This window comes from Cronobacter turicensis, assembly GCF_041222865.1.
In the GTDB taxonomy this organism is placed as follows: domain Bacteria; phylum Pseudomonadota; class Gammaproteobacteria; order Enterobacterales; family Enterobacteriaceae; genus Cronobacter; species Cronobacter turicensis.
The window spans coordinates 3219938-3245349 of sequence record NZ_CP165997.1 but is presented as its reverse complement, the minus strand read 5'-3'; the positions used below and the strand labels follow the sequence as shown (position 1 = coordinate 3245349).

The following is a 25412-nucleotide window of genomic DNA, read 5'->3' as shown; positions in this document are numbered from 1 at the left end:
GATTTATGAGCGGATATTTATACTGGGGCAAATCCCGAAAGGGCGAAAATCATCAGGGCGATGAATACCATTTACTACAATGGCATTCGCTGGACGTGGCCGCTTGCGGGTATGTGATGGTTATGGAAAACCGCTTTAATGCCGCCTTTCTCTTTGCAGCGCTCGGCATAGACGATCGCGAAACCGCAGCGACCTTTTTCGCCTGGCTGCTCTGCTGGCATGACATCGGTAAATTTGCACGTCTGTTTCAGCAAAAGTACCGGTGTGATGCGCTGGACCACGGCCAGCGCGACGTCAGCGATAGCCGCCATCACCATACCGTCACCGGCACATGGCTGTGGCAAAACCATCTTGGTGATGGTGTGGCGCAGGGCATGACAGGCCCATTGTCGGCGCGTGAACGTAAACGCGTGCTGGACAGGTGGATGCCTGCGGTGATTGGCCACCACGGCAAGCCTGTTTCTTGTGAAAACTGCCATAACGATTTCCTGCCGGAAGATATCGCTGCCGCCCTGGCGTTTGCAGAGACGGTGAACGCGCTGTTCCCGGCGGTTGCCCTGCCGCCATTATGGAAAGACGACAACTGGCGGGAGGCATTCCTGGAGAAAAGCTGGCTGGTCTCCGCGCTCACGGTGCTGGCGGACTGGACGGGCTCTGCTAACCTGCACTTCCCCTGGGTGGCGCAGGCGATACCGTTTCAGGATTACTGGGCGCGCGCTGTTGCACAGGCGCAACGGGCGCTGCGTCTGTTGCCGCCAGCCAGCGACGTCGCGCCGTTTAACGGCATCGAAACGCTTTTTCCTTTTATCACCGAGCCCACGCCGCTCCAGCAAAACGCGCTGGAGATAGATATTCACGCGCCAGGCCCGCATCTTATCATTCTTGAAGATGTGACCGGCGCCGGGAAAACCGAGGCGGCGCTTGTACTGGCGCATCGCCTGATGGCGGCGGGGCATGCCCGTGGGTTATACATCGGGTTACCGACGATGGCGACGGCGAACGCCATGTATGCGCGAATGGAACGCGCCTGGCTGCGACTGTATCGCGAAGGCAGTCATCCGAGCCTCGTGCTGGCGCACAGCGCGCGCCGGTTATCTGAGAACTTTAACGCCTCCATCTGGGCGCCTGAATTACTGCCGAACGACTCCGGCGATGAGGCTGTGGCGTATGACGGCTGTGCCGCCTGGTTTGCGCAGTCGCCTAAAAAGGCGCTGCTCGCCGAAACCGGCGTCGGCACACTCGACCAGGCGATGATGGCGGTCATGGCGTTTAAACATCAGAATCTGCGCCTGCTGGGCCTGAACGATAAAGTGCTTATCGCCGATGAAATTCACTCTTACGATGCGTATATGTCCCATGTGGTGGAAAAACTCGTTGAGGCGCGCGCCCGCTGCGGTAACGCCACGATTTTACTCTCGGCCACACTGTCGCAGACGCAGCGCGATCGTCTGATCGCCGCCTTTTATAAAGGGCTTAATGTCACCCGTGAACCACCGCGCCTGGGGCCTGACGACTACCCGTGGGTCACGCATCTTCACGCACAGGGCATCGACGGGCAGCGCGTCGCCACGCGTGCGCAGGTGCAGAGACGCGTCGGTATTGGCTGGATGGAGGATGAAGCCGCGTGCCTCGAAAAAATCGAAACGGTGGCGCGCGAGGGGGCCTGTATCGGCTGGATACGCAATTCCGTCGACGATGCGGTGAATAGCTACCGGGAATTAATTTCCAGAGGGAATATCCCGGAAGAGAATATTATTTTATTTCATAGCCGGTTTGCCTTTATCGACCGTAATGATAAGGAAGAAAGAACGCTGAAATGGTTCGGAAAAGAAAATTCTGTTAATCGAAGCGGTAAGGTCATTATATCCACTCAGGTGATAGAACAATCAGTCGATATAGATCTGGATTATTTAATTAGCGACCTCGCGCCGGTCGATTTACTTATTCAGCGCGCCGGACGTTTGCAACGGCATATTCGTGATAAACATGGACAGCTTAAATTAACCGGCGCAGATGAACGGCCCGCGCCACGGCTGGATATTCTGGCACCGCTTTGGCAGGCGCAGCCGGATGAAAAATGGCTGACCTCCGCCATGCGCAACACCAGCTACGTTTATCCGGCGCATTCCCGGCTCTGGCTGACCCAGCGCGTGTTGCGTGAACAGGGCGAAATACGGATGCCGGAATCAGCGCGCCTGTTAATCGAAGCCGTATATGGCGAAGACGTTGAGGTGCCGGAAGGTATGAAGCGCTCTGAAGAGAAGGCGCTGGCCGACTATTACTGCCAGCGTGCCATTGCGAGCAAGTATGAAATTTCCCTCGACGTTGGCTACAGCGTTGAGAGCGCCGAGCTATGGGGGCCGGAAGTCTCGACCCGCATTGGCGAACTCACGATCGACCTTTGGCTCGCACGCGAGGCATCGCAGGGCATAACGCACTACGCGCAGGGCGATAACGCCTGGGAGATGAGCGCGCTGCGCGTGCGCAAAAGCTGGTGGGACAAGCACCGCGGCGAGTTTACGCTGCTTTGCGGCGAGGCGCTCTCTCAGTGGTGCAGCGAGCAACGTAAACCAGAGGCGGTGGTGATTCTGCTGCCGGGCGGTTATTCAGCCGAAGAGGGGCTTATCGGCGAGGCGTAGCTTAGTAAATCCCAGGGCGAGTGCCCTGGGGAGTTTATCCCCGCGTACGCGGGGAACTGTTAAACACCAGGAGGAAAAATACACCGGTTTATCCCGGTTTATAACGACGGGAACGAAATAAGAGTAATAGATAAGAAATAGAATCAAAAGGTGTAATTTTCCTCTTATTGTTTCTTTAATTATTTTCAGCGCCAGATCACTTTTTATTTGAAGCGTCAGGCGTATTTTTCAATGAGTTCGAGTGAAGTGAATGGGTTATTTTTGATATGAATTGATTGTTTTTATTAATTGCCGTCATCCATTAGTTAAACCTTTAAAGGACGTATGCCTGCGGTATATCCGCCAGGCAAGGGAGGGATATGTTTTGAGTTCATTAATCACCACAAAATGGCTCCCCGTTATTTACCGCGACGGCACTCGCGGGAAAATTTCGCCGCTGGATCTGGCCGATGAAAACATTCTGGATCTGCTTTTGCCGCGTCCGGATTTTCAGGGCGCCGCCTGGCAGTTTCTGCTCGGGTTGCTGCAAACGGCGCTGGCCCCGAAAGACGCCGAAGGCTGGGAGGATATCTGGGAAGACGGATTAACGGCTGAGGCTATCCGCAACGCCCTGGCGCCGCTGGAGAAACTGTTTGAATTTGGCCCGGATACACCCTCGTTTATGCAGGATTTCGAGCCGCTTGAGGGCGAAAGCGTCGCGCTGGCGCTGCTACTGCCGGAAACGCCGGGCGCCCAGACGTTAAAGCTCAATAAAGATCATTTTATTAAGCGCGGCACTACTGAAAAATTCTGCCCGCACTGCGCGGCGCTGGCGCTCTTTTCGCTGCAGTTAAACGCGCCGGCAGGCGGCAAAGGTTATCGCACCGGGCTACGCGGCGGCGGACCGATGACCACGTTACTGGAGTTGCACCGTTATCAGGGCGAGGCCCCGCCGCTGTGGCGCAGGCTGTGGCTCAACGTATTGCCGCAGCGCGAGGGCCGCCTGCCGCGCCCGGCCAGTTATGATGGCAGCATCTTTCCGTGGCTGGCGCTGACCCGTACCAGCGAAAAAGCCATCGTGACGCCGGAACAGGCCGATGCGTTGCAGGCGTACTGGGGCATGCCGCGCCGTATTCGCGTGGATTTCTCCGCCACGCAGCCGGGCACCTGCGATCTCTGCGGCGAGCCGGGCGACGCGCTGCTGACGTCCATGACCGTCAAAAATTATGGCATCAACTACGTTGGCTGGACGCACCCCTTAACCCCGCACCGCATTCCCAAAAAAGAGGGCGGTGAGATGTTTTCGGTGAAAGGCCAACCGGGCGGCCTGCTGTGGCGCGACTGGCTGGGGCTGATGATGGAAAGTGAAAGCGACAATAACCGGGAGCAGCCCGCCCGCATCGTTAAAACCCGCCAGCAAAAACCGTTGCCCGGCGCGCAAACCGGCCTGTGGTGCTTTGGCTATGACTTCGACAATATGAAGGCCCGCTGCTGGTACGAGCATCATCTGCCCTTCCTGCAAATTCCCGAATCACAACAGCCGTTTGTCCGCCAGACTCTGGGCGACGCCGCGCGTGTCGCCTCCCTGATGCTCAGCAAATTACGCAGCGCGCTGAAAGAGGCCTGGTTTGGCGAAGGCGCTACTGTGCGCGGCGATTTCAGGTTTATTGATATCGATTTCTGGCAGCAGACGCAGCCGCGGTTTCTGGAGCTGGTAGAAGCGGTAAAAGCTGACACCACCGGCGACAACCGCGCGCTGCTCAGCGCCTGGAATAGCGACATCTGGCGGTATACGCGCCGCTACTTCGATGACCACGCGCTGACCAATCCGCAGGAACGTACGGAATTCGCAGACATCATGAAAGCCCGCAAAAAGTTTTTCACGCAGGCGAAGACGAAGCCTGCCGCGAAAGGCGCGCGGGCGAAAAAAACGCAGGAGGCAAACTAAGTGAGCATCTTATCGCAGACGCACCGTGAGTCTTTACTCAAATGGCATGCGTTGATGAATGAACAGCAGGGACGGCGGTTGCGCGCCAGCCTGCGCCGCAGTCATACGCTGAATGACGTGTGGCTCAGCGAAGGGTTTCGGTCGCTCGCGGCGCGCGTGCCGACGCTGTGGAACGTGGCGGGGCGCGAATGGCGCTTCTGCGCGCTCGGTATCGTCGCGGCGCTGGCCGCCCACGTCAAGACAGTGGATACGCGAGCCTCTTTTGCCGAACAACTCGGTCACAAGGAGGGCAACCATGCGGTGATGTCTGAACTGCGCTTCCGGCGGCTTAGCCAGGCACGCACGCAGGAGGAGCTGTTCCGCCAGTTGCGTCGTGCGGTGCAACTGCTCGGCGGCGTGGTCAACCTGCCGGATTTGGCTGAGGGCGTTTTCCGCTGGTGCGCGGAAGAAGACGAACGCGAGCGCCGCGCGGCGCACAGGCGTGCCCCGACCGATTACATCCGCGTGCGCTGGGCGCTGGATTATTACATGGCGGGCAACCCCTCAGACGCCCCGGACGCAGACAACACTGATTTACCGGCCGACACGGCTACCTCTCAGGAATAAGGAACATTCACATGACGACGTTTATTCAGCTTCATCTGTTAACCGCTTACCCGGCCGCCAACCTGAACCGCGACGACACCGGCGCGCCGAAAACCGTCACCATCGGCGGCGCGTCGCGCCTGCGTGTCTCCTCGCAAAGCCTCAAGCGCGCCTGGCGCACCTCGGAGCTCTTTGAAGCGTCGTTCTGCGGACATATCGGCACCCGCACCGCGCGTATTGGCCGCGAGGCGGCGGAAATCATGCTGGCGGGCGGCGTCACGCAGGCCAAAGCGATTGACTGGGGCGGCGCTATAGCAAACTACTTCGGCAAAGTAAAAAGCGAAAAAGATAAGAAAAAGCTGGAGAAAGATCCGCTGATCAACACCGAAACTGAAGAGTTGGTTCATATTAGCCCGACGGAAAGAGAGGCCGTGCATGCGCTGGCTCGCACGCTCGCGGTGGAGAAACGCGCGCCGACGGTGGATGAGCTGAATTTCCTGCGCAAAGACGCGATGGCGGTGGATATCGCGCTGTTTGGCCGCATGCTCGCCAGAAAGCCGGAGCATAATATCGAAGCCGCCTGTCAGGTCGCTCACGCGTTCGGCGTCGGTGAAACCCTGATGGAAGACGATTTCTTCACGGCGGTGGACGATCTGCGCCAGGCCGCGGCGGAAGATGCGGGTGCCGGACATATCGGCGAGCTCGGTTTCGGCTCGGCGCTCTTTTATACCTACCTGTGCATCGACCGCGATCGCCTGCTGGAAAACCTCAACGGCGACGAACCGCTTCTGGCGAAAACGCTACGGGCGCTGGGTGAGTGCGCGCTGAAAATCTCGCCCACCGGCAAACAAAATAGTTTCGCCTCCCGCGCGTACGCCAGCTGGGCGCTCGCCGAGAAAAGCACGGAACAGCCGCGCTCGCTGGCGGCGGCATTCTGGGAGCCGGTGACCGGTCACGATCAGCTCGAAGAGGCGGTGCGCCGCATCACCACGCTTCGCGACAACATGAATAACGTTTATGGCGGCGACGCGATGCCGTGCGCGATGCTGCATGGCGTTAAAGGGGAAGGTTCCGTCGCGCAGCTGCTGGATTTTATCAGCGCATAAGGGGCGACAATGAACCGCTATCTTATTTTCCAGCTCCAGGGGGCGATGGCCTCCTGGGGAGAGATTGCCGTCGGCGAGGTGCGCCATACGCGCGCGCTGCCGGGGCGCTCGGCGCTGCTCGGGCTGCTTGCCGCCGCGCTCGGCATCCGGCGTGACGACGACGCGGCGTTAAATGCGCTGAATGCGCATTATCAGTTTATCGTCTGCGCCGGGAAATTAAGCGCCTGGGCGCGGGACTACCACACGGTGCAGGTGCCGCGCGAAGCCCGCAAGGTGCGCTATGTCACCCGTAAAGATGAACTGCGCGACGCGCAGATGCTCGAAACGACGCTTTCCCGACGCGATTACTACGCCGACGGCTACTGGCTGGTCGCCGTCGCGGCGACGCCCGGCGCGCCTTATACGCTTGAGGCCTTACAGACGGCGCTGCGCGCGCCGGTCTTTCCGCTTTACCTTGGCCGCAAAAGCCACCCGCTCGGGCTGCCGCTCTGGCCGCAACTGTGCGAAGGCGAGGCCGCCATAGTGCTGCGTGAGGCGCAGACGCGCTACGGCGCGGCATTGCGCGAGCTCAGCCCGGCGCTGAAAGCGCTCGCGCAGTTTCATCCACACCTCTGGTGGGAAGGCGATCACGATGGCCTCACGGCGGATGAGATTCAGATCTGGCGCGATCAGCCGCTCAGCCGTCGGCGCTGGGATTTCGACATCCGGACGGTAAAACAAGGACGACTGACGCAGGAGGCGACATGTATCTCTCAAAAATAACGCTCCCCACCGCCAGGCTTACGCCGGAGCGGCTGATGGAGATGATGGCGCGCGGCGAATATGTCATGCACCAGTGGTTGTGGGAGTTGTTCCCCGGTGTGGCGCAGCGTCAGTACCTCTACCGGCGCGAGACGCTGCAAAACGGCTTTTGTTTTTATTTGTTGTCCGCCAGCGCGCCCGAGCGCACGCATCCGCTGTTTGAGATTCAGACGCGCCCGTTTGCCCCAGCGCTTGATGAAGGCGCCGCGCTGCGTTTTACGCTGCGGGCTAATCCGGTCGTCACCCGCAACGGTAAACGGCACGATGTGCTGATGAACGCCAAACGCGAGGGAAGACCTTTCTCGCAACGCAGTGAAGTGTGGGAGAAGCAGGAGCAGGCTGCGCTGGCGTGGCTCGTCGCGCAGGGCGAGAAAGGCGGCTTTCGTCTCTCGCAGGCTTGCGTCGCGGCATATCGTCAGCAGCAGGTCGTGAAGAAACGCGGCGAGTTGATTCAGTTCAGCACGGTCGATTATGAAGGCGCGCTTACTGTGACCGATCCGGCGCAATTTATGGCGCGGCTTCACGAGGGTTTTGGCAAGTGCCGGGCCTTTGGCTGCGGGCTGATGCTCATCAAACCGGGCGACGGGGCATGAGTTTTGTTCCGCTCAATCCGATTCCGCTTAACGATCGCACTTCGATGATTTTCCTCCAGTACGGTCATCTCGACGTACTGGATGGCGCGTTCGTGCTGGTGGATAAAACCGGCGTGCGCACGCATGTGCCGGTGGGCGCTATCGCCTGCATCATGCTGGAGCCGGGCACGCGGGTCTCTCACGCGGCGATCAGGCTGGCGTCGCAGGTCGGTACGCTGCTGGTATGGGTGGGCGAAGCGGGTGTGCGCCTTTATGCCTCTGGTCAGCCGGGCGGCGCGCGTGCTGACAAGCTGCTTTACCAGGCGAAGCTGGCGCTTGATGAGACGTTGCGCCTGAAGGTGGTGCGCAAAATGTATGAGCTGCGTTTTGGCGAGCCGCCGCCAGCGCGCCGGTCAGTCGAACAGCTGCGCGGGATCGAAGGCGCGCGGGTGCGCCAGACTTACGCTCTGCTCGCGAAACGCTACGGCGTGAAATGGCATGGACGTAGTTACGATCCCAAAGACTGGGAAAAGGGCGATGTGGTGAACCAGTGCATCAGCGCAGCGACTTCCTGTTTATACGGTATCAGCGAGGCGGCGATACTGGCGGCGGGTTACGCGCCCGCCATCGGTTTTATTCACAGCGGCAAGCCGCTCTCGTTTGTTTACGACATTGCGGACATCATCAAATTTGATGCCGTAGTGCCGAAAGCATTCGAGATAGCCGCCCGCCACCCGGAACAACCGGATCGCGAAGTGCGTCTGGCGTGCCGGGATATTTTTCGTAGCGAAAAGCTGACCGGCAAGCTTATCCCGCTGATTGAAACCGTGCTGGCCGCCGGTGAAATCGAACCGCCGCAGCCTGCGGCAGACATGCTGCCGCCAGCGATTCCACAAGCCGATTCGCTGGCGGAAGCCGGTTTCAGGAGCCGCTGATGAGTATGCTGGTGGTCGTGACGGAAAGCGTCCCGCCCAGGCTTCGCGGGCGACTCGCCATCTGGCTGCTGGAGCTGCGCGCCGGGGTTTACGTGGGGGACGTGTCGCGCCGGGTGCGTGAGATGATCTGGCACCAGATTGCTGAACTGGCGGAGGAGGGCAATGTGGTGATGGCCTGGGCCACTAATAATGAATCCGGCTTCGATTTCCAGACGTACGGCGTTAACCGACGGATTCCGGTGGATTTAGACGGCCTGCGGCTTGTTTCGTTTTTACCCTTGCAAAATCAGTAGGTTAATGGTTCTTTAATAATATGAGATTGTAAACCAAACGTTGGTAGGATGTTGACTGCCAAAAAAACGTAATGAATACAGTAGGGTAGATTTAGAGTGTTCCCCGCGCGAGCGGGGATAAACCGGCGACGAGATGGTTTCCGAAACCTATCACGGCGTGTTCCCCGCGCGAGCGGGGATAAACCGGTAAAACGTGTATGCAATATCACTTTTCACCCGTGTTCCCCGCGCGAGCGGGGATAAACCGTTACTGCGTATTTTTTGAATCAGGCCCATTTCGTGTTCCCCGCGCGAGCGGGGATAAACCGTAGACAAAGGCAATAAGATCGAGTTTCCCACTGTGTTCCCCGCGCGAGCGGGGATAAACCGTAGTCGGCCTGGCGTCCGGGAAAATTACCCTCGTGTTCCCCGCGCGAGCGGGGATAAACCGGAAGAACCCGGCAGACATTAAGGCGCAATACCGTGTTCCCCGCGCGAGCGGGGATAAACCGAGCGGCATCTTCCTTACAGTGCGAGAATTGGCGTGTTCCCCGCGCGAGCGGGGATAAACCGCAAATTTCTGAGCGCATCAATAAACGTTTCGAGTGTTCCCCGCGCGAGCGGGGATAAACCGTGAATATTCTTGCGGGGTCTCAGATTTGAAAAGTGTTCCCCGCGCGAGCGGGGATAAACCGGTGCATAAGGTGCGAGCGATCTCCTGTTGGTCGTGTTCCCCGCGCGAGCGGGGATAAACCGGCTATCGTCACCTCTGCGGTAGCGCTTAAACAGTGTTCCCCGCGCGAGCGGGGATAAACCGAATACCCGCAGGTCAGACAAAAAATCAACAGCGTGTTCCCCGCGCGAGCGGGGATAAACCGCGCTTCCAACTAAACCTTGAGGCGCTCGCAGCGTGTTCCCCGCGCCAGCGGGGATAAACCGGTTTTAACGTTGGAAAGAAGAACATCATAGAGGTGTTCCCCGCGCCAGCGGGGATAAACCGCTGAACATAGGTTCACTGCAATCATCATTCACGTGTTCCCCGCGCCAGCGGGGATAAACCGAGCTAACTTCAACCCGTGCGGCGACGCCGTCGGTGTTCCCCGCGCCAGCGGGGATAAACCGGGATTACCGCGCCGTCAGACCACTTATCATACGTGTTCCCCGCGCCAACGGGGATAAACCGTTGATAATCAGGTTTCGCGGCTGCAGGCGCCCGTGTTCCCCGCGCCAGCGGGGATAAACCGCTTCTGCTGATACTCCGCCTTAATCGCTTTGCGTGTTCCCCGCGCCAGCGGGGATAAACCGCGCGAGCTTCGCCTTTACCAGTGGGTGAAGGAGTGTTCCCCGCGCCAGCGGGGATAAACCGGTCTTCGGTTTTGCTGCGGCCGGTAATGCTGGGTGTTCCCCGCGCCAGCGGGGATAAACCGCCTGTTTTCTCTAACTGATTACGAGCCACGCCGTGTTCCCCGCGCGAGCGGGGATAAACCGCCATGCTCAGTGCGGCAGCGGGTTTAGTTGCGGTGTTCCCCGCGCGAGCGGGGATAAACCGCACTCGCCGCATGCGTAGGTTTCATCCGGCTCGTGTTCCCCGCGCGAGCGGAGATAAACCGCTGAAAATTAACGACTCTTACGCAATGCAGACGTGTTCCCCGCGCGAGCGGGGATAAACCGTTCGTTGACACCGACGGCAACGTAATCACCACGTGTTCCCCGCGCCAGCGGGGATAAACCGGTCTGTTCAAAACTGGACGATTTCGCGCCAGCGTGTTCCTCGCGCCAGCGGGGATAAACCGGGCCGGAGGAGAGTTACAGCGAGTACAACCGTGTGTTCCCCGCGCCAGCGGGGATAAACCGGTATTAACGACCTTTTAAACATACCCGGCGTCGTGTTCCCCGCGCCAGCGGGGATAAACCTGGCAGGGCGACGATGTGGCCGGGTTTGAAAACGTGTTCCCCGCGCCAGCGGGGATAAACCGGTATCCCAATTCATAGCTATGAAGGTGCCAGCGTGTTCCCCGCGCCAGCGGGGATAAACCGCGTCCAGCAGAGACAGCAGAAACGGCAGCAGTGTGTTCCCCGCGCCAGCGGGGATAAACCGTAAACCTGGCACGCGAGCGCGCTGGCGCTGAAGTTTTCCCCGCGCGAGCGGGGATAAACCTCATCCGTTTAGGCTTCTTTCTGCACCACCAGCGGTTCCCTGCTGCGGCGGATGCGCTTCGCTTACCCATCCTACAGGCGCAGATCTTCATGCCCGGTGGGTGCGCTTCGCTTACCCACTCTACGGGCGCGCATTCTCATGCACCCGTTTTACAAAACCTTCACTACGCCTGCTCCGATTGAGCAATAAACCGGCATCCGGCGCGCGTTGGGTTGCAATCGCCAGGGGCAACAGACATAATGCGCCTGCGCGTTTAACGACGCTCTCAATGGGGGCCCTGTTGGTTCTCCCGCAACGCTACTCTGTTTACCAGGTCAGGTCCGGAAGGAAGCAGCCAAGGCAGATGACGTGTGTGCCGGGATGTAGCTGGCAGGGCCCCCACCCATTTCAGGCTCCTGTGCCGCGACAACCTTCTTCGATTCGCCTGGTTTTAAGCATCCGCTTCTGCGTTTTCCTGCTACTCCCACAGCTATTTATTTCCACGATCCCGCCAGGATTATTTTATTCTGTAGTTTAAAATTAATTATACTGTCATTTATCTGTCATCTTATTGTCATAATCAACAGACCGATATCTCATTTTTAAAACGTCTTTTTATAAGTAAGAGCTTAACGCTGGATCTTAATAATCAATTGAGGTATTAAATAGCTCTCATCTGAAAAGAAAGGAATTTTCTATGACTGCTGCGGTGCTTAACGTAAAAATAAATACGGATCTTAAAGAAAAGCTTCGTCAGTATGCTGAGCAACACAGTGAAACGCTCAGCGCCGCCACAGAAAAACTGCTGCTCAAAGCGTTGATGCTCAATGATGAAGACGATGCGGTGAACAGCGAAGAGATCGACAGTCAGCATACCGAAGAAGAAGATGTATCCCCACTTTCTGTAAAAGAAATCAAAGCGCTACGTAAACTGCTGAAGAAAAGAAAATGAAAGACTCCTCTTTATCTGGCACGGCTTCAACCTACCGGGAAGCCTGTGAGCTGTTGCGTTCAGGTTATGTCAAACATGTCCGTCTGTGCTGGGATGTCGGCAGCGATGAGTTTTTTCGCATCGCGTCAGACTGGTGCGACGCGGGTGCAAAAATAAAAAAAGAGGGCGATGCGTTCGTCATTTCCCTGAAAGGTTTTCCGGTTCCGCGCCAGCATTAATTTCCGCCTGCTCAATGCGTCATGAATATATCATCCGCGTGACACGGCGCTGTTACAAAGCGCCGTCATTATCGTTCGCATAATAAAATGATACGCCTCACCATCTCAAATTATGTGCAGTCACGGATGACCGTTTTTTATGGCGAGCCGGAAGGCTCGTCATCTGTTTTTTTCTCTTCTTTCAGACTCACCTTAATCGCCGCACTGTCACACCAGCCCACGGGCGAGTGGGGCGCGCGTCTCCATTAACTGCTGCCAGAGCGGCTGCAACCGGCCAAACGCCTCTTCCAGCTGTTCCGTTTCAAGCGTAAACGGCATCCGCAGAAAGCGTTCGAAAGCGCTATCCACGCCAAAGCGGTTGCCCGGCCCAAGATGAATGCCGAGCCCTTCGGCGCTGGCCGCGAATCGCGTCGCCAGCGGGCGCGGCAGCTCGACCCAGAACGATAACCCGCCTTGCGGCAAGGTCGCGCGCCACTGCGGAAAATAGCGCTGCATGGCGTCAAGACATGCATCGCGGCGCGCTTTTAACGCGGCGCGGCGCGGCGGCAGAAAGTGCGGCGACGCCTCGATAAGCGTAGCGACGGCAAGTTGTTCCAGCAGCGGCGAGCCGAGATCGAGCGTATCACGCATCTGAATCAGCGAGGCGATAGTGCGCGCGCTGGCGCGTATCCAGCCGAGCCGCAACCCGCCCCAGAAGCTTTTACCTGCGGACCCGAGCGTGATGACCCCATCCTGCGCATCGAAAGCCGCGAGCGGCGGCGGCGGGGCGTCTTCATACCAGAGATCGACCATGGTTTCGTCGATGACCAGCGTCGTGCGGCTGGCTGTGGCTGCGGCTGCAACGCGCTCACGGGTCGCGGCGTCCATACAGTAGCCGGTGGGGTTGTGATAATCAGGAATGAGGTACGCGAGGCGAGGCGACGTCTGGGCAAAGGTGGCCGCCAGCCCGTCCGGGTCCCAGCCCTGGCCCGCCAGCGATACCGGCACCGGGCGGCATGACGCCCCGCGGATGGCGGCGAGGGCGAGCGGGTACGTGGGATTATCGACCACCACCCGGTCGCCGGGGCCGGTCAGCAGCCGCAGAACCAGCGCAAAACCGCTCACCGCGCCGTTGACCAGCATCACCTGATCGGGAGTGGTGGGCAGGCCGCGCGCGCCGTAGCGGGCGGCGATGGTTTGACGCAGGCGCAGCAGTCCCTGCGGATCGTAGCCGGTATGGCCGAGATAGTCCGGTAGCTGCGCCACGGCCCGCTGGCAGGCTGCTAACACCTCCGGCCCCGCGCTCAGCGCGGCGGTGGAGAGATCGAGCGCGCCGCCGCTGCCGGTCAGCGTGGGCACCGAGGCGCTGGCGGGCAGGGCGATCGCGGAGCCTGCGCCGTGGCGGCTTACCAGAAAGCCTTCATCACGCAGCAGCCCCAGCGCGCTCGCCACCGTCGTGCGGCTGACGCCCAGCGCGCCGGCCAGCTCACGTTCGCCCGGCAGACGGCTCGCGAGCGGCAGGCGTCCGTCCAGAATGATGAGGCGCAATGCCTGCGCCAGCTGACGATAGACCGGCTGACGAGAATGCTCCTGCTGCCAGCGGCCAAGCAGGCGCAGCAGCGACGCGGTGCCGGTGCGACGAGGTGTCATAAGCAGTCCACTTTGTTGAAACTGGACCTTAATCTTACGGCCACTGGCCTTAAAGTAGAAGCCAGATTACGGGTGAGGAAAAAAGTATGTGGCGTCGTTTAGTTCAGTTGTATGTCGGGCTTGCGCTGTATGGCGTATCGACCGCAATGTTCGTTCGGGCCAATCTCGGCACCGATCCGTGGAATGTGTTTCACGTCGGTCTGGCGCGGCTGCTGTCGCTTAATCTCGGCATGGTAATAATCGGCGTTGGCGTGCTGGTGCTGCTCTTGTGGGTGCCGCTGCGCCAGAAACCGGGCCTTGGCACAATCAGTAACGTCATTATGATTGGGCTGGCGGCAGATGCGGCGCTGGCCGTGCTGCCTGCGCCGTCCTCGCTTGCGCTGCGCTGCGGGCTGCTTGCCGCGGCTGTCGTGCTGAATGCGCTGGCGACCGGCATGTATATCGGCGCGGGGTTTGGCGCCGGGCCGCGCGATGGTCTGATGACCGGTATTAACGCCCGTACCGGCTGGTCGGTGCGCAGCGTACGGACGGCGATTGAAGTTTCCGTCCTGCTGGCAGGCTGGGCGATGGGCGGCACGCTGGGAATTGGCACGGTGGTGTATGCGCTGGCTATCGGGCCGCTTATTCAGCTCTGCCTGCCGTGGTTTCAGACGCGGCGCGTAAAGCCTGACGCGCCGGCCGTCGCGGCGGCGGAAAAAGGGTGAGTCGCCTTTTTGCCGTGTTGCGTTATGCTGAGCGTTTCCGCTGATGAGGAATTGCCATGTCGAACCCTGCAACGTTACGCGCGCGGCCCGCGATCCACTGGAGCAGCGACGCGCTGGCCGCGCTGCTGTGCCGCTGTTTTGATGGCTATCTGGTGCCGTTCCAGCTGGACGGCGCAGCATTCGCTTATCGCTTCGGCGCAGAGAATGTTTGCCTGAACGCCAGCCGCGTCTGGCTTGAAGGCGAGAATGTCGTCGCGCTGGCGCTCATTGCCCGGCGCGGCTGGCGCAGTCGTCTGGCGGCGTTCGCCATTCATCCTGACTGGCGCGGAAAAGGCGTGGGTAAAACGCTGATGATGCAGTTGCTGGACGAAGCCCACGAGCGCGGCGAGAAAAGCATGACGCTTGAGGTGATTGTCGGTAATGACGCCGGCCAGGCGCTGTATGAGCGCGTAGGGTTTGCGTGCGAGAAAACCCTGGTCGGTTTTCAGGCTCATAGCCCGACGGCGTTTGTGAATACCCAGGCGCTGATCCCCTGCGATCCCGGTGACGTGGCGCAGCGCATGGCGGCGCAGGCGGAAGCGTTCGCGTGGCTGATGGCGCCGGAAACGGCGCAGGCGCTGCCGGGCGTAGGGGTTTCACTGGATAATCAGGCGTTCGCTATTGTGGCGACCGGTTTTGCCCAGCCGCAACTGCGCGCGCTGTGGGTGGCGCCGCAGGCGCGGCGTGAAGGGCGCGCCCGACAATTATTGTCGCTGCTGCATGAGCGCTTTGCGGGGTTAACAACGCCGGTGGCGGTCGATCAGCGCCTGGCGCCGCTCTTTGAGCAGAGCGGTTTTCGCATTCAGCCGGTGCGTCAGTATGAAATGCGGCATTCGCTTACGTAACGCCGTGCGCGTTGCACCAGGCGATAAACACCTCGGCGGGCAGCGCTTTGCTGTAGAGCCAGCCCTGGGCGTACTGCACGCCATGTTTGCGCAGCCACAGCGCCTGGCTCTCGCTCTCCACCCCTTCGGCCACCATCTCAAGCCGCAGCGTTTTCGCCATTTCGATAATGTGCGGCGTAACGGTTTTGTACTCCAGCGCATCGACAAATGATTTATCGATTTTCAGGATATCGACATCAAGATCTTCCAGATAACTCAGGCTGGAGTAGCCGGTGCCGAAGTCATCGATGTAAATCTTATGGCCCGCCGCGCGCAGGCGCGCAATGACCGGGCCGCTGAGCGCCGGATCGGCGAAGCCGCGCTCGGTGATTTCCAGCGCCAGCTGGTGTGGGGCGACGCCGTGCTGCGTCAGGGCCTGGCTGAACATATCGACAAAGTGCGGATCATGCAGATCGAAGGCTGAAATATTAATGGAGATGTGCTGTTGCGGATGCGCGCGCAGCCAGTCGCCAAGATCGGTCAGCACGTTATGCACAATGCGGCGCGTCAGCGGGCCGATAAGCCCGGTCTGTTCGGCAAGCGGAATAAAGATATCTGGCGTTAACATACTGCCGTCCGGCTGAGGCCAGCGGATCAGCGCTTCTGCGCCGGTGGGGCGTCCATCCGCCAGCCGGATAATCGGCTGGTAGTGCATTACCAGTTCATTGTTTTTAATGCCGTCCTGCAGACGATAGCGCGGCGACTGCAAACGCCTTAACAGGCGCAGCAGCCAGAACGCTATCGCGATGCTGAAAAGAATCCCCGCTGGCATCCAGATAAGCTGAAGCTTGCGGATTTCCGCCGTCTGCGGCGCCTGGGACGCCCAGGCCACTACGGCAATCCCGGCGCGCGGCTCGCGGTGTATCAGATAGATATTATCTGCATACTCGATTTTACTGGCGCCGCTTTCACGCGCCATTTCCCAGACGGTTTTATCAAAGGGGCCGCTACTGGTCAGCACCCGGTTACGCGGCAGCCCGATGATGGCCGTGTTAATGGGCCAGGCGCTGAAGGGGATCAAATCGATAAACGAGCTGGGATCGATAAGCACCATGTGCGGCCCATGGGCAATCATCACCATCGGTATCGATAGCCCTATATCGTTCTGCGTGCTGTACCAGATATCGTAATTGTCGCGGTTGATCCATGTCGGCGGCGGTAGCGGTCTTGAGGTGCTGCGGCCCACCAGCGATGAACAGAGGGGCGTATTGTCCTTCAGATAGACCACTTCCTGGACATGGCGAAACACAAATGAGGTACGCCGCATCGCCTGTAAATGCGCATCGCTGCATGGTTCGCCGGTGAAGCTATTGATTTTGGCGAGCGCGGCTTTCGCCTGCTGCAAGATTTCATTGGTGCGGATCAGCGTGCGTTCGGTATAGGCGTCCAGCTCCATCATAAAATGCTGTTCCGCCTGGTGCCGGGCGAGCCAAAAACTGAACGCGACAGGCAGCAAAACGCTGAGTAACAGCACGCCTGTTACTATTTTGATCAGTTTTGCGATAGTCACGATGGCTGCCTGCCCTGATGTATAAAAAGTGCCGGGGTACTTCTAGCGTAGTGGGGGATAATGGCTTTTGCGACGGCACGCCGCATTGATTTTGCTTAGGGTTAGGGCAAAAAAAAGAACGGGCGCAGCATTGACGGCTGCGCCGTAACGAGGGAATGTCAGCGCCGGTGCGCGAGACGCCGCACCAGTTGGTCGCCGAGCGTCTGTACGCCCTGCACCAGCGCCACCAGAATCAGCACCGTGGCGGCCATCACTTCATTATTAAAACGCTGATAACCGTAACGGATAGCTAAATCGCCAAGCCCGCCGCCGCCGATGACTCCGGCCATCGAGGAAAAGCCTATCAGCATTACCACCGTGAGCGTCACGCCTGCCAGCAGCGCAGGCAGCGCCTCCGGCAGCAGCGCTTTGCTTATCACATGCCAGGCGTTGCCGCCCATCGAGACGATCGCCTCGGCGCGCCCGTGATCGACTTCATCCAGCGCGTTTTCCACCACGCGGGCGAAAAAGGGAAACGCCCCGATCGTAATCGGCACCACGGCGGCCGTGCTGCCAAGCGTGGTGCCGATGATAAGGCGCGTCAGCGGGATCAGCGCAATCAGCAGCACGATAAAGGGCAGCGAACGTCCGATGTTAATCACGCCGCCCAGCACGCTGTTGAGCCGCGGCTGCGGGAGCACGCCGTCGCGCCGGGTGATAAACAGCACCACGCCGACCGGCAGGCCGATAAGCACCGTAAAAAGCGCCGCCAGGCCGACCATATAGAGCGTCTCCAGCGTGCCCTGCGCCAGCAGCGGCCAGAGATCCTCAAGGCTCATGCCACGTCGCACCATATTCTCTCCTCCACGCCGTGACGGCGTAAAAACGCCTGCCAGGCGGCGTTATCGCGCACAAGCGTCTGACGCAGCACCGACCAGGGCGCGGTTAACAGATCTGCGAGCCTGCCGCCCTCCACCAGACGCCCGTCCTCCAGCAGCGCCGCGTGATCGCAGATGGCTTTAACCACCTCAAGCTCATGCGTAATCAGCACGATAGTCAGCCCCAGCTGGCGGTTGATATCGGCAAGCAGCGCGAGGATGGAGGCGGTCGTCTCCGGGTCGAGCGCGCTGGTGGCTTCATCGCACAGCAGCACGTCCGGGCGCGCGGCCAGCGCGCGGGCGATACCCACGCGCTGTTTCTGCCCGCCGGAAAGACGCGAGGGAAAGGCGTCGGCTTTATCCGTAAGCCCTACCAGATCCAGCAGCTCCGCCACCCGCAGGCGGCGCTCCGCGCGGGAGACGCCCGCGATTTCCAGCGGTACCGCCACGTTGTCCGCTACCGTGCGCGCATGGAGCAGATTAAAGTGCTGAAACACCATCGCGGTGCGCTGCCGGTGCTGGCGCAGCGCGCGGTCATCAAGGCGGGTAATATCCGTGCCGTTCATCAGGATACGGCCTGCCGTTGGCCGCTCCAGCAGATTAAGACAGCGCAGCAGCGTGCTTTTGCCTGCGCCGCTGCGTCCCAGAATCCCGTACACCGCGCCCTGAGGAATGGCGAGCGAGACGTCGTCCAGCGCCGGGCGGCCCTCTCCGGCGTAAGTTTTGCTCAGCCCGTCAAGCGTTATCATGACTGCGGCGCCGCGACCGGGATCACCGAGCCGTTGTAATGCTGGCGAATAAATTCCGCGACCTGCGGCGACTGTAAATCTTTCGCCAGCGCTTTGATGCGCGGATCGCTTGCCAGCGCCGGGGTAGTTACCAGCAGGTTGGCGTAAGGGTTATGGTCGGCGCGCTCCAGCCCCAGCGCGTCTTTCGCAGGCGTCAGGCCCGCTTCCAGCGCGTAGTTGCCATTGATCACCGCCAGATCGACATCATCGAGCGAGCGCGGGATCTGCGGCGATTCGATTTCGAGGATCTTCAGCTTTTTCGGGTTATCGCGAATATCTTTCGGCGTGGCGAGGCTGCTTGCCGGATCGCTAAAGCCCGCCTTCAGCGTAATCAGCCCCTGGTTTTGCAGCAGGAACAGCGCGCGGCTCAGGTTAGTGACGTTATTGGGCACCGCCACCGTGGCGCCTTCCGGCACCGCTTTCAGATCTTTATATTTCCGCGAATAGATGCCAAGCGGCTCGACATGCACCGTGGCGGCGACCGCGAAGGTCTTGCCGAGCGCTTTTTCCTGATCCTTCAGGTAGGGCAGGTGCTGGAAATAGTTGGCGTCCACGTCGCCGTTCGCCAGCAGTTCGTTGGCGTTAACGCCGCTGGTCAGTTCCACGACGTTAAGATCGAGCTTCGGATCGAGCTTTTTAATGTAGTTAAGGATTTCGGCGTGCGGCACCGGATCGGCGGCGATACGCAGCGGCTCGGCGGCCTGTAAACCCGCGGAAATCAGCAGCGCCAGCCCGGCCAGCGTCATAGTGGCTTTCTTCATTTTGCTTTCCTTAGTAAGGGATCAGGCGATCAGTTCGTGGCTTTCGCGCAGCACGTCGCGGTAGTAACGTTCGGCGACATCAGGATGCGAGCGCAGGCGGCCTTTTAAGTAGTTCCAGCCGACATCCCGCAACAGTGGGTTGCGCGGATCGCTTTGCGGGCCGTGCGCCTCGCGCGCCAGCGCCGGCGGCAACGGGTAGACCGGCACTACGCCGTCCAGCCGCGCGCCCAGGAAAAAGGCGATGGAGAGACGTTCTTTATCCGCGGGCGGCGACACGACGCGATGCACTGTGGCGCGCAGATAACCGTTGGTGGCAAGCTCCAGCAGTTCGCCGATGTTTACCACAAAGCTGCCCGGCAGCGGGGCGGCGTCAATCCACTCATCGGGTGTGACTTCCACCTGCAAGCCTTTTTGCTGATCCTGCAACAGGAAGCTTAAGAAACCGGAATCCTTATGCGCGCCCACGCCCTGCGAACTCCCGGTGTTCTGCTGGCCGGGATAGCGGATGAGCTTGATATGTTCGTTGGGCTGCTCGCCGTAGAGCGTGTCGAAGGCGTCAGGGGAGAGTTGCAGAGCTTCTGCGAAGGCGCGCAGCAGACGCAGCGCCATCTGCGCCATATCCCGCTGAAAACGCAGCAGTGTTGGCCTGAGCGACGGCTGCGCGGCGGGCCAGAGGTTCGGCCCTTGTAACCGCCGCCACGACGGGGCGTTTGGGGAAAGCGCCAGCGCCGGGCGCTCGGCGCCGATATCAAACTGCTCGCGCCAGTCCGGCTTGCCGCGTGTCAGTTCCGCCGCCGCGCGGTTATAGCCGCGAAAATGCGGCGAGTGGATCATCGCCACCTGCGCTTTCTCTTCGTCCGGCAGCGCGAAGAACTGCCGCGCTTCGCGCTGGACATCCTCCAGCAGTCGGGTGTCGACGCCGTGATTCACGACATAGAAAAAGCCAATATCACGTGCGGCGTAGCGCAGATGATCGAGAAATGCGGCGCGGTCGGCCGGGCCTGCGTTAAGCCTTCCGAGATCGAGAATCGGCAGGGTAAGGGGTAATGCTGTGCTCATGGGGCGCTCCGTTAGCAAAAGAAAATAACAGTCGGTTATCCGCAAACAGACCCGGCACAACAACAGCGCTGGCGCATGGGGGCTCTCCTTTATTTGATGCCATAACGTCACCCTGCCTGAAAGACGTCCGCGCGCCCAATATCGTTCTTTTCTGATTTATAACCTTATGGGGTAAAAAGGATTTCTGCCTGGCGCATAAGTAATTATTTCAAAATGTTTCATGGAAAAACGGATTTGTTTTATCCGTCAATGAGTTAAATTTTTGTTAATTTTCTAACATGCATTTCGCCTTCAAGTTTACCGCTGCGCTGCCGTTGTCCTGAAAGAAGAACCCTCTGATCCTTTCCAGGTGAATAACAATGCTAAAAACAACGCAAGCCAGGTTTATCTTTTTACTCTGTCTGTTTCTTGCTGCCCTGAGCGGCATTACCGCGCTGGTGATCCACTTTTTCGTGACGCCGGAAATTAAACGCACCGAAACGCGGCTTATCCGTTATGAAGTGGATAACGTAGCGTTCAGCATCGTTGAGCAGATGAACCGCGTGCAGGCGCAGATGCGCAGCGTGACGCAGAGCGTCGCGGCGATGCAAAGCGATGACATCGACCGTCTGTTGCCGGCGCTGGTGGATCAGTACCAGGACGTCAACGTCTTTGGCGGGGGCATCTGGCCGTTGCCGGAAAAACGCGAGGCGGGGCGCAATAAATTCAGTACTTTCTTTGCGCGCAACGCCAGCAATCAGCTCGAAGTGAACACGTACTGGAACTCCGACGCGGCGCCGAATTATTACGAACAGGTCTGGTATAAAGCGGGCCTGAACGCGCCCGCCAGCCACTGCGCCTGGGCGAACGCGTACCAGGATGACGCCAGCCCCCAGCCGCGCACCAACTGCGCAATGGTGATCACTAAAGATGGCCAGCCGTGGGGTGTGGCGACGATCGACGTGACGCTGGGCTTCTTTAATCAGCTGGCGAAACAGATGAACGACGCTATCTCCGGCCGCGTGCTGATCGTGGAAGCGGACGGCAAAATCGTCGGCGATGCCGATCAGGTGGGTAAAACCGCCAGCCTGAAGAAACTTGCCGATCTGGGCGATGATCCGATGGCGCAGACGGTGCAGAAAGCGCTTGGTACTTTCCGCCCTGGCGAGAAAACCGAGCAGGAGTATGAGCAGGATGGCGATTCGCATACCGTGATGCTGCAATCCATTAAGGGCAGCCCGTGGATTATCGCCGTTGACCTGCCGACCGCGCTGTTAACCGCGCAAACTGATACCATTCTGGCGCGCCTGAGCATGGTGCAGATCCCGATGCTGCTGTTGCTTCTGGGCGTGCTGGTACTGTTTATCCGTTCGCTGATGGGTAAACTCGCCGATCTTAACCGCAATATCAGTCGACTTTCCGCAGGCGGCGCGGATCTGACGCAGCGCCTTGAGCCAACCAGCAGCCCGGAATTCAACGCGATTATCGACAGCTTTAACGGCGTCATCGACTATCTGCAAACCATGCTGCGCCAGGTGAGTGATAGCGCCCGCGCGCTGTCGTCGGCCTCGCAGCAGATCTCGTCCGGCAACCAGGATCTTTCCGCGCGTACCGAAGATCAGGCAAGCTCCATTGAGGAGACGGCCGCATCCATGGAACAGCTCACCAGCACCGTACGTCAGAACGCCGATAACGCCGCGCATGCTAACGAACTGGCGCATCAGGCGTCCCAGGTGGCGGAGCGGGGCGGCAATGTGGTGCGCGAAGTGGTCAGCACCATGAGCGCTATCCAGAGTTCGTCCGGCAAAGTGGTGGATATTATCGCGGTGATCGACAGCATCGCCTTCCAGACCAATATTCTGGCGCTGAACGCGGCGGTGGAAGCGGCGCGCGCGGGCGAACAGGGCCGCGGCTTCGCGGTGGTCGCCTCTGAAGTACGCAGCCTGGCGCAGCGCTCCGCGCAGTCGGCACGTGAAATTAAACAGCTGATCGAAAATTCCGCCAGCAATATTGATGTCGGAACGAAGCTGGTGAATGACGCGGGCGCGACGATGGATGAGCTGCTGAGCGGCGTGCGCAACGTGACCACGCTGATGGGCGAAATCATGTCCTCCAGCCGCGAGCAGAGCGCGGGCATCTCGCAGGTGAACCTGGCGATTAACCAGCTCGACAGCGCGACGCAGCAGAACGCGGCGCTGGTGCAGGAAGTGTCGGCGGCGTCGCACTCCATGACCGAGCAAACGCAGCAGCTCGACCGCGTGGTGGCAGGTTTCCGCCTGTAAGTTATTACTCACTCCTTAAAAGCCGGCGTCTGATGCGCCGGCTTTTTCTTTTTACGCGTCCGGTTATGTCAGCCCCTTGCAATTTCAGCAGCGTCGCTTTACGATATTGTTATGTTATAACATATTAAGGAGCGAATGATGAAAGCTGATATCCATCCGCATTACCGTACCGTGGTGTTTCATGACACCAGCGCCAATGAATATTTCAAAGTCGGCTCGACTATCAAAACCGAGCGTGAAATCGAACTCGACGGCGAAACGTATCCGTATGTCACCATTGACGTGTCGTCCGCGTCGCACCCGTATTACACCGGGCGCCAGAAGACCATTACCACCGAAGGGAGCGCCGCGCGCTTCCAGCAGCGTTTCGGCCGTTTCTTTAACGATAAAAAGGCGTAAATCATGCAGGTGCTGAATTCGTTACGCAGCGCGAAGGCGCGCCACCCAGACTGTCAAATAGTCAGGCGCAAAGGACGGTTGTATGTGATTTGCAAAACGAATCCGCGGTTTAAAGCAGTGCAGGGAAGGAAAAAAAGACGGTAAGCATCGCCCTCGTAAGAGGGCGATTTTCATTAGTGCGCCTGAGAGGCTGTCGCGGTATTCACCGGCGCGCTGGCAGCGCCCGCGTTTTTATCCAGTGAGTAGATATCGTAAAACGATAATGCTTTCTTACGTGTCAGCATTTTCTCAAGCTGCGCTTTTTGTTCGGCGCTCACACGCGGGGACGCCTGAATTTCTTCTATCAGACTCTCCGGCACGTCGCGGGTGTTATACCACTCACCGTTATAACAAACGCGCAGATCCAGCACGTCGATATCTTCATAGTGATAGCGCGGATTCACATCGAAAAAGAAAAAACCGTTTAACAACACAAACAGCACGACCAGCAGCCAGACCGAGCCTGCCAGCGTTTCTGACTGGAGCATCACCGCAAGCGTCGCCAGCCAGCCCAGATACATGGCGATAAACAAGCCCGGGTGCTTACGAATAAAGCTGATGCTAAAGCGCGGACGGTTGTCGCGCTTCTCTTCTTTGTTGAGTCGGTCAATCGTGGCCGTCAGCAGTCGCTGGATTTCAGTCATGCAAAACCTTCAGAATCTGTGTCGCGCAGGCGCGGGAAAGGGCATTTTAAGAGGCCGCCCTGTGCGAAAAAAGTAACAGACGGTCAACAAAAAACCATAACAGTTAACCGAAGCGGCGCTTAAAGGCGGCGAATGATCCGCGCCGGGTTGCCCGCCACCACGCAGTTCGCTTCTACGGAATGCGTGACCACGGCGCCGGAGCCGACGACCACGTTATCGCCAAGCGTAACGCCCGGGTTAATGATAGCCCGCCCGCCGATCCAGACGTTATCCCCGATGGTCACCGGTTTGGCAAACTCCAGCCCGCTGTTGCGCTCTGTCGGATCCAGCGGATGCGTGGCGGTATAAATATGCACGCCGGGCGCCAGCATGCAGTTAGCGCCGATACGCACCGGGCAGACATCCAGGATAACGCAGTCGAAATTGGCGTAGAAATTCTCGCCCAAGTAGATGTTGTAGCCGTAGTCGCAGCGAAAGGTTGGCTCAATGTAAGCGTTTCCCGCTTCGCCCAGCAGCGACTTCAGGATCGCCTGACGCTGTGCCTTTTCATCGGGCGCGCTGTGGTTGTATTCATGCAGCAGATGTCTCGCACGCACGCGATCCTCGCGCAGCTCCGGATCGTTCGGGCGGTAAAGCTCACCCGCAATCATCTTGCGTTTCTCTTCGCTCATGGCTGGTTTCGCTCAATTAATGGAAAGTCTGATAGTAGCCACTAAATGCGCCGCTGACTATTCACTGCATTTAAGGGGGGAAAGAGCGCAGGGGAGGAGCCATGTTAACGGAGGACATATCCGGTGTGGCACGCACAACGCGAATCGCTCGACACTAACATGGCGCCGACATTATCAAAAATGATAATCACATACAGAATAGCGGGAGATTAACGAACGAATTTCCACACAGACGTCGGGATTTTATCGTAAAGCTTATTCATGGTCAGTTCAGCCAGGCGATGATCCGCTGCTGAATAAAATACCGCCAGTTCGTTATCGGGCAATTCATATTTATTTTTTTCAATGACACGTTCCAGCGTGTCAATTGTCTGACAGCGTCTCAGTCGCATTAAATAATCGGTTTTGGTTAATGGTTTGGTCGTCATAATACACCTAAGTGATTGTTCTATTTTTAAAAAGACAAGCTCACAGGATTTTCTTTACTGGCGTTAATGAAACACCGAAAAAGCCTGTTTCCGGACTTGCGCCATTTTTGCAAATCTTGCGCATTGATACCGTAATTGCTGAAAAGCATAAAGGTATCGTCCAGATATTCATCCAATTGTTCAATGAGAGCGGTATCATCTTCATGCTTAATTTTATAATTAAGGCCGAAGCTGGCAATATGCTCAATCAGATCGTTCAGTTGCAGGTTAACGGCGGATGTGGGGTCGTTAACCCAGCCATGCTGGTTTTCGCCTAGCGTGGCGAGGCAATCATGATACAGGCTTTCGCAAAGAAATTTAAGCTGCGCTATATCATGACGTTTTGGTGAGTATTCGTCCATAACGTATCCCCTTTTTAGCGAAAAATTTTAGTCAACAGCACCGCAGGGGCAGATACACAACCAGTGTCCGGAGGCGAGGCGCTCCATTTTTAATCTACTTTTACTATAAAACACCCTGAGGATTTTTTCCTGGCACGATTACGAAAAATTACATTTCCGGTGTTAATCGCACATCAGCGCAGACTCTTTTACGC

General features: G+C 58.5%; 25 protein-coding genes, 1 other RNA gene and 1 CRISPR repeat array. Of the genes, 16 read left to right on the top strand and 10 right to left on the bottom strand.

Annotation, left to right across the window (positions count from 1 at the left end; all coding sequences use genetic code 11):
- The first annotated feature begins 5 nt into the window (after positions 1-5).
- The 11 genes from AB8W27_RS15590 (at position 6) to AB8W27_RS15540 (ending at position 12144) form a co-directional block, all read left to right on the top strand.
- Complete coding sequence (locus AB8W27_RS15590; RefSeq protein ID WP_012815561.1) at positions 6-2639, top strand: CRISPR-associated helicase/endonuclease Cas3; 2634 nt, start codon at positions 6-8, stop codon at positions 2637-2639.
- A 364-nt stretch (positions 2640-3003) separates the two neighbouring features.
- Entirely contained in the window at positions 3004-4566 is a 1563-nt protein-coding gene (casA, locus tag AB8W27_RS15585; RefSeq protein WP_012815562.1) for a type I-E CRISPR-associated protein Cse1/CasA, read from the top strand.
- Complete coding sequence (gene casB / locus AB8W27_RS15580) at positions 4567-5172, top strand: type I-E CRISPR-associated protein Cse2/CasB (RefSeq protein WP_012815563.1); 606 nt, start codon at positions 4567-4569, stop codon at positions 5170-5172.
- A gap of 11 nt (positions 5173-5183) precedes the next feature.
- Positions 5184-6257, top strand: coding sequence for a type I-E CRISPR-associated protein Cas7/Cse4/CasC (gene cas7e / locus AB8W27_RS15575; protein ID WP_012815564.1), 1074 nt, complete (start codon positions 5184-5186; stop codon positions 6255-6257).
- Positions 6258-6266: 9 nt separating this feature from the next.
- Positions 6267-7019, top strand: a complete 753-nt coding sequence (cas5e, locus tag AB8W27_RS15570) for a type I-E CRISPR-associated protein Cas5/CasD (protein WP_012815565.1) — start codon at positions 6267-6269, stop codon at positions 7017-7019.
- On the top strand, positions 7001-7651 hold the full coding sequence (gene cas6e, locus AB8W27_RS15565; protein WP_041923269.1) for a type I-E CRISPR-associated protein Cas6/Cse3/CasE: 651 nt from the start codon (positions 7001-7003) through the stop codon (positions 7649-7651). Before cas5e ends, cas6e begins: the two co-directional genes overlap by 19 nt.
- The gene (cas1e, locus tag AB8W27_RS15560; protein WP_012815567.1) at positions 7648-8565 is read left to right on the top strand and encodes a type I-E CRISPR-associated endonuclease Cas1e; all 918 of its coding nucleotides are present in this window, start codon (positions 7648-7650) and stop codon (positions 8563-8565) included. Before cas6e ends, cas1e begins: the two co-directional genes overlap by 4 nt.
- A complete protein-coding gene (cas2e, locus tag AB8W27_RS15555; protein WP_012815568.1) occupies positions 8565-8858 on the top strand; it encodes a type I-E CRISPR-associated endoribonuclease Cas2e in 294 nt (97 codons plus the stop codon). Before cas1e ends, cas2e begins: the two co-directional genes overlap by 1 nt.
- Positions 8859-8954: 96 nt before the next feature.
- Positions 8955-10996: a CRISPR direct-repeat array (repeat unit 29 nt; unit sequence GTGTTCCCCGCGCGAGCGGGGATAAACCG).
- A 277-nt stretch (positions 10997-11273) separates the two neighbouring features.
- Positions 11274-11370: signal recognition particle sRNA small type (gene ffs, locus AB8W27_RS15550), an RNA gene on the top strand.
- Between the two features lie 301 nt (positions 11371-11671).
- Entirely contained in the window at positions 11672-11926 is a 255-nt protein-coding gene (locus AB8W27_RS15545; RefSeq protein ID WP_007766869.1) for a hypothetical protein, read from the top strand.
- Positions 11923-12144 carry a hypothetical protein gene (locus tag AB8W27_RS15540; RefSeq protein ID WP_007766873.1) on the top strand — a complete coding sequence of 74 codons (222 nt, stop codon included), beginning with the start codon at positions 11923-11925 and terminating at the stop codon, positions 12142-12144. Before AB8W27_RS15545 ends, AB8W27_RS15540 begins: the two co-directional genes overlap by 4 nt.
- A gap of 207 nt (positions 12145-12351) precedes the next feature.
- On the opposite strand, the gene AB8W27_RS15535 is transcribed toward AB8W27_RS15540, so the two are convergent.
- Positions 12352-13773, bottom strand: a complete 1422-nt coding sequence (locus AB8W27_RS15535; RefSeq protein WP_041923270.1) for a PLP-dependent aminotransferase family protein — start codon at positions 13771-13773, stop codon at positions 12352-12354.
- Positions 13774-13859: 86 nt separating this feature from the next.
- On the opposite strand from AB8W27_RS15535, the gene AB8W27_RS15530 reads away from it, so the two are divergent.
- A complete protein-coding gene (locus AB8W27_RS15530; RefSeq protein ID WP_012815570.1) occupies positions 13860-14477 on the top strand; it encodes a YitT family protein in 618 nt (205 codons plus the stop codon).
- A gap of 56 nt (positions 14478-14533) precedes the next feature.
- Positions 14534-15361, top strand: a complete 828-nt coding sequence (locus AB8W27_RS15525) for a GNAT family N-acetyltransferase (protein WP_012815571.1) — start codon at positions 14534-14536, stop codon at positions 15359-15361.
- Here AB8W27_RS15525 and AB8W27_RS15520 read toward each other — a convergent pair.
- From AB8W27_RS15520 to AB8W27_RS15500, 5 genes are all read right to left on the bottom strand, one after another.
- Positions 15354-16910, bottom strand: coding sequence for an EAL domain-containing protein (locus tag AB8W27_RS15520; protein WP_012815572.1), 1557 nt, complete (start codon positions 16908-16910; stop codon positions 15354-15356). The two genes, AB8W27_RS15525 and AB8W27_RS15520, sit on opposite strands and share 8 nt — an antisense overlap.
- Before the next feature lie 158 nt (positions 16911-17068).
- Positions 17069-17728, bottom strand: coding sequence for a methionine ABC transporter permease (locus AB8W27_RS15515; protein ID WP_041924117.1), 660 nt, complete (start codon positions 17726-17728; stop codon positions 17069-17071).
- Positions 17725-18516 carry a methionine ABC transporter ATP-binding protein gene (locus AB8W27_RS15510; protein ID WP_012815574.1) on the bottom strand — a complete coding sequence of 264 codons (792 nt, stop codon included), beginning with the start codon at positions 18514-18516 and terminating at the stop codon, positions 17725-17727. Before AB8W27_RS15510 ends, AB8W27_RS15515 begins: the two co-directional genes overlap by 4 nt.
- Complete coding sequence (locus tag AB8W27_RS15505) at positions 18513-19316, bottom strand: MetQ/NlpA family ABC transporter substrate-binding protein (RefSeq protein ID WP_041923271.1); 804 nt, start codon at positions 19314-19316, stop codon at positions 18513-18515. The genes AB8W27_RS15510 and AB8W27_RS15505 overlap by 4 nt, the downstream gene beginning before the upstream one ends.
- Positions 19317-19337: 21 nt before the next feature.
- Entirely contained in the window at positions 19338-20375 is a 1038-nt protein-coding gene (locus tag AB8W27_RS15500) for an isopenicillin N synthase family oxygenase (protein ID WP_041923272.1), read from the bottom strand.
- A gap of 359 nt (positions 20376-20734) precedes the next feature.
- Between AB8W27_RS15500 and AB8W27_RS15495 the strand changes: the two genes are divergently transcribed.
- From AB8W27_RS15495 to ykgO, 3 genes are all read left to right on the top strand, one after another.
- On the top strand, positions 20735-22636 hold the full coding sequence (locus AB8W27_RS15495) for a methyl-accepting chemotaxis protein (RefSeq protein WP_012815577.1): 1902 nt from the start codon (positions 20735-20737) through the stop codon (positions 22634-22636).
- 138 nt (positions 22637-22774) lie between these two features.
- Positions 22775-23035, top strand: a complete 261-nt coding sequence (locus AB8W27_RS15490; RefSeq protein WP_004386912.1) for a type B 50S ribosomal protein L31 — start codon at positions 22775-22777, stop codon at positions 23033-23035.
- 3 nt (positions 23036-23038) lie between these two features.
- A complete protein-coding gene (gene ykgO, locus AB8W27_RS15485; protein ID WP_007767176.1) occupies positions 23039-23179 on the top strand; it encodes a type B 50S ribosomal protein L36 in 141 nt (46 codons plus the stop codon).
- Positions 23180-23208: 29 nt separating this feature from the next.
- On the opposite strand, the gene AB8W27_RS15480 is transcribed toward ykgO, so the two are convergent.
- From AB8W27_RS15480 to tomB, 4 genes are all read right to left on the bottom strand, one after another.
- Positions 23209-23718, bottom strand: a complete 510-nt coding sequence (locus tag AB8W27_RS15480; RefSeq protein WP_041923273.1) for a YlaC family protein — start codon at positions 23716-23718, stop codon at positions 23209-23211.
- Positions 23719-23837: 119 nt separating this feature from the next.
- Positions 23838-24389, bottom strand: coding sequence for a maltose O-acetyltransferase (gene maa, locus AB8W27_RS15475; RefSeq protein ID WP_012815579.1), 552 nt, complete (start codon positions 24387-24389; stop codon positions 23838-23840).
- A gap of 209 nt (positions 24390-24598) precedes the next feature.
- Entirely contained in the window at positions 24599-24817 is a 219-nt protein-coding gene (locus tag AB8W27_RS15470; protein WP_007713751.1) for an HHA domain-containing protein, read from the bottom strand.
- Between the two features lie 26 nt (positions 24818-24843).
- The gene (gene tomB, locus AB8W27_RS15465; protein WP_007706157.1) at positions 24844-25218 is read right to left on the bottom strand and encodes an Hha toxicity modulator TomB; all 375 of its coding nucleotides are present in this window, start codon (positions 25216-25218) and stop codon (positions 24844-24846) included.
- Between the last annotated feature and the right edge of the window lie 194 nt (positions 25219-25412).

Excerpts from the sequence above, each read along its gene's own strand:
- AB8W27_RS15590 (WP_012815561.1), top strand. The coding sequence starts at position 6 with ATGAGCGGATATTTATACTGGGGCAAATCCCGAAAGGGCGAAAATCAT.
- cas7e (WP_012815564.1), top strand. The coding sequence starts at position 5,184 with ATGACGACGTTTATTCAGCTTCATCTGTTAACCGCTTACCCGGCCGCC.
- cas5e (WP_012815565.1), top strand. The coding sequence starts at position 6,267 with ATGAACCGCTATCTTATTTTCCAGCTCCAGGGGGCGATGGCCTCCTGG.
- cas6e (WP_041923269.1), top strand. The coding sequence starts at position 7,001 with ATGTATCTCTCAAAAATAACGCTCCCCACCGCCAGGCTTACGCCGGAG.
- cas1e (WP_012815567.1), top strand. The coding sequence starts at position 7,648 with ATGAGTTTTGTTCCGCTCAATCCGATTCCGCTTAACGATCGCACTTCG.
- cas2e (WP_012815568.1), top strand. The coding sequence starts at position 8,565 with ATGAGTATGCTGGTGGTCGTGACGGAAAGCGTCCCGCCCAGGCTTCGC.
- AB8W27_RS15545 (WP_007766869.1), top strand. The coding sequence starts at position 11,672 with ATGACTGCTGCGGTGCTTAACGTAAAAATAAATACGGATCTTAAAGAA.
- AB8W27_RS15540 (WP_007766873.1), top strand. The coding sequence starts at position 11,923 with ATGAAAGACTCCTCTTTATCTGGCACGGCTTCAACCTACCGGGAAGCC.
- AB8W27_RS15535 (WP_041923270.1), bottom strand. The coding sequence starts at position 13,773 with ATGACACCTCGTCGCACCGGCACCGCGTCGCTGCTGCGCCTGCTTGGC.
- AB8W27_RS15530 (WP_012815570.1), top strand. The coding sequence starts at position 13,860 with ATGTGGCGTCGTTTAGTTCAGTTGTATGTCGGGCTTGCGCTGTATGGC.
- AB8W27_RS15525 (WP_012815571.1), top strand. The coding sequence starts at position 14,534 with ATGTCGAACCCTGCAACGTTACGCGCGCGGCCCGCGATCCACTGGAGC.
- AB8W27_RS15515 (WP_041924117.1), bottom strand. The coding sequence starts at position 17,728 with ATGAGCCTTGAGGATCTCTGGCCGCTGCTGGCGCAGGGCACGCTGGAG.
- AB8W27_RS15510 (WP_012815574.1), bottom strand. The coding sequence starts at position 18,516 with ATGATAACGCTTGACGGGCTGAGCAAAACTTACGCCGGAGAGGGCCGC.
- AB8W27_RS15505 (WP_041923271.1), bottom strand. The coding sequence starts at position 19,316 with ATGAAGAAAGCCACTATGACGCTGGCCGGGCTGGCGCTGCTGATTTCC.
- AB8W27_RS15500 (WP_041923272.1), bottom strand. The coding sequence starts at position 20,375 with ATGAGCACAGCATTACCCCTTACCCTGCCGATTCTCGATCTCGGAAGG.
- AB8W27_RS15495 (WP_012815577.1), top strand. The coding sequence starts at position 20,735 with ATGCTAAAAACAACGCAAGCCAGGTTTATCTTTTTACTCTGTCTGTTT.
- AB8W27_RS15490 (WP_004386912.1), top strand. The coding sequence starts at position 22,775 with ATGAAAGCTGATATCCATCCGCATTACCGTACCGTGGTGTTTCATGAC.
- ykgO (WP_007767176.1), top strand. The coding sequence starts at position 23,039 with ATGCAGGTGCTGAATTCGTTACGCAGCGCGAAGGCGCGCCACCCAGAC.
- AB8W27_RS15480 (WP_041923273.1), bottom strand. The coding sequence starts at position 23,718 with ATGACTGAAATCCAGCGACTGCTGACGGCCACGATTGACCGACTCAAC.
- maa (WP_012815579.1), bottom strand. The coding sequence starts at position 24,389 with ATGAGCGAAGAGAAACGCAAGATGATTGCGGGTGAGCTTTACCGCCCG.
- AB8W27_RS15470 (WP_007713751.1), bottom strand. The coding sequence starts at position 24,817 with ATGACGACCAAACCATTAACCAAAACCGATTATTTAATGCGACTGAGA.
- tomB (WP_007706157.1), bottom strand. The coding sequence starts at position 25,218 with ATGGACGAATACTCACCAAAACGTCATGATATAGCGCAGCTTAAATTT.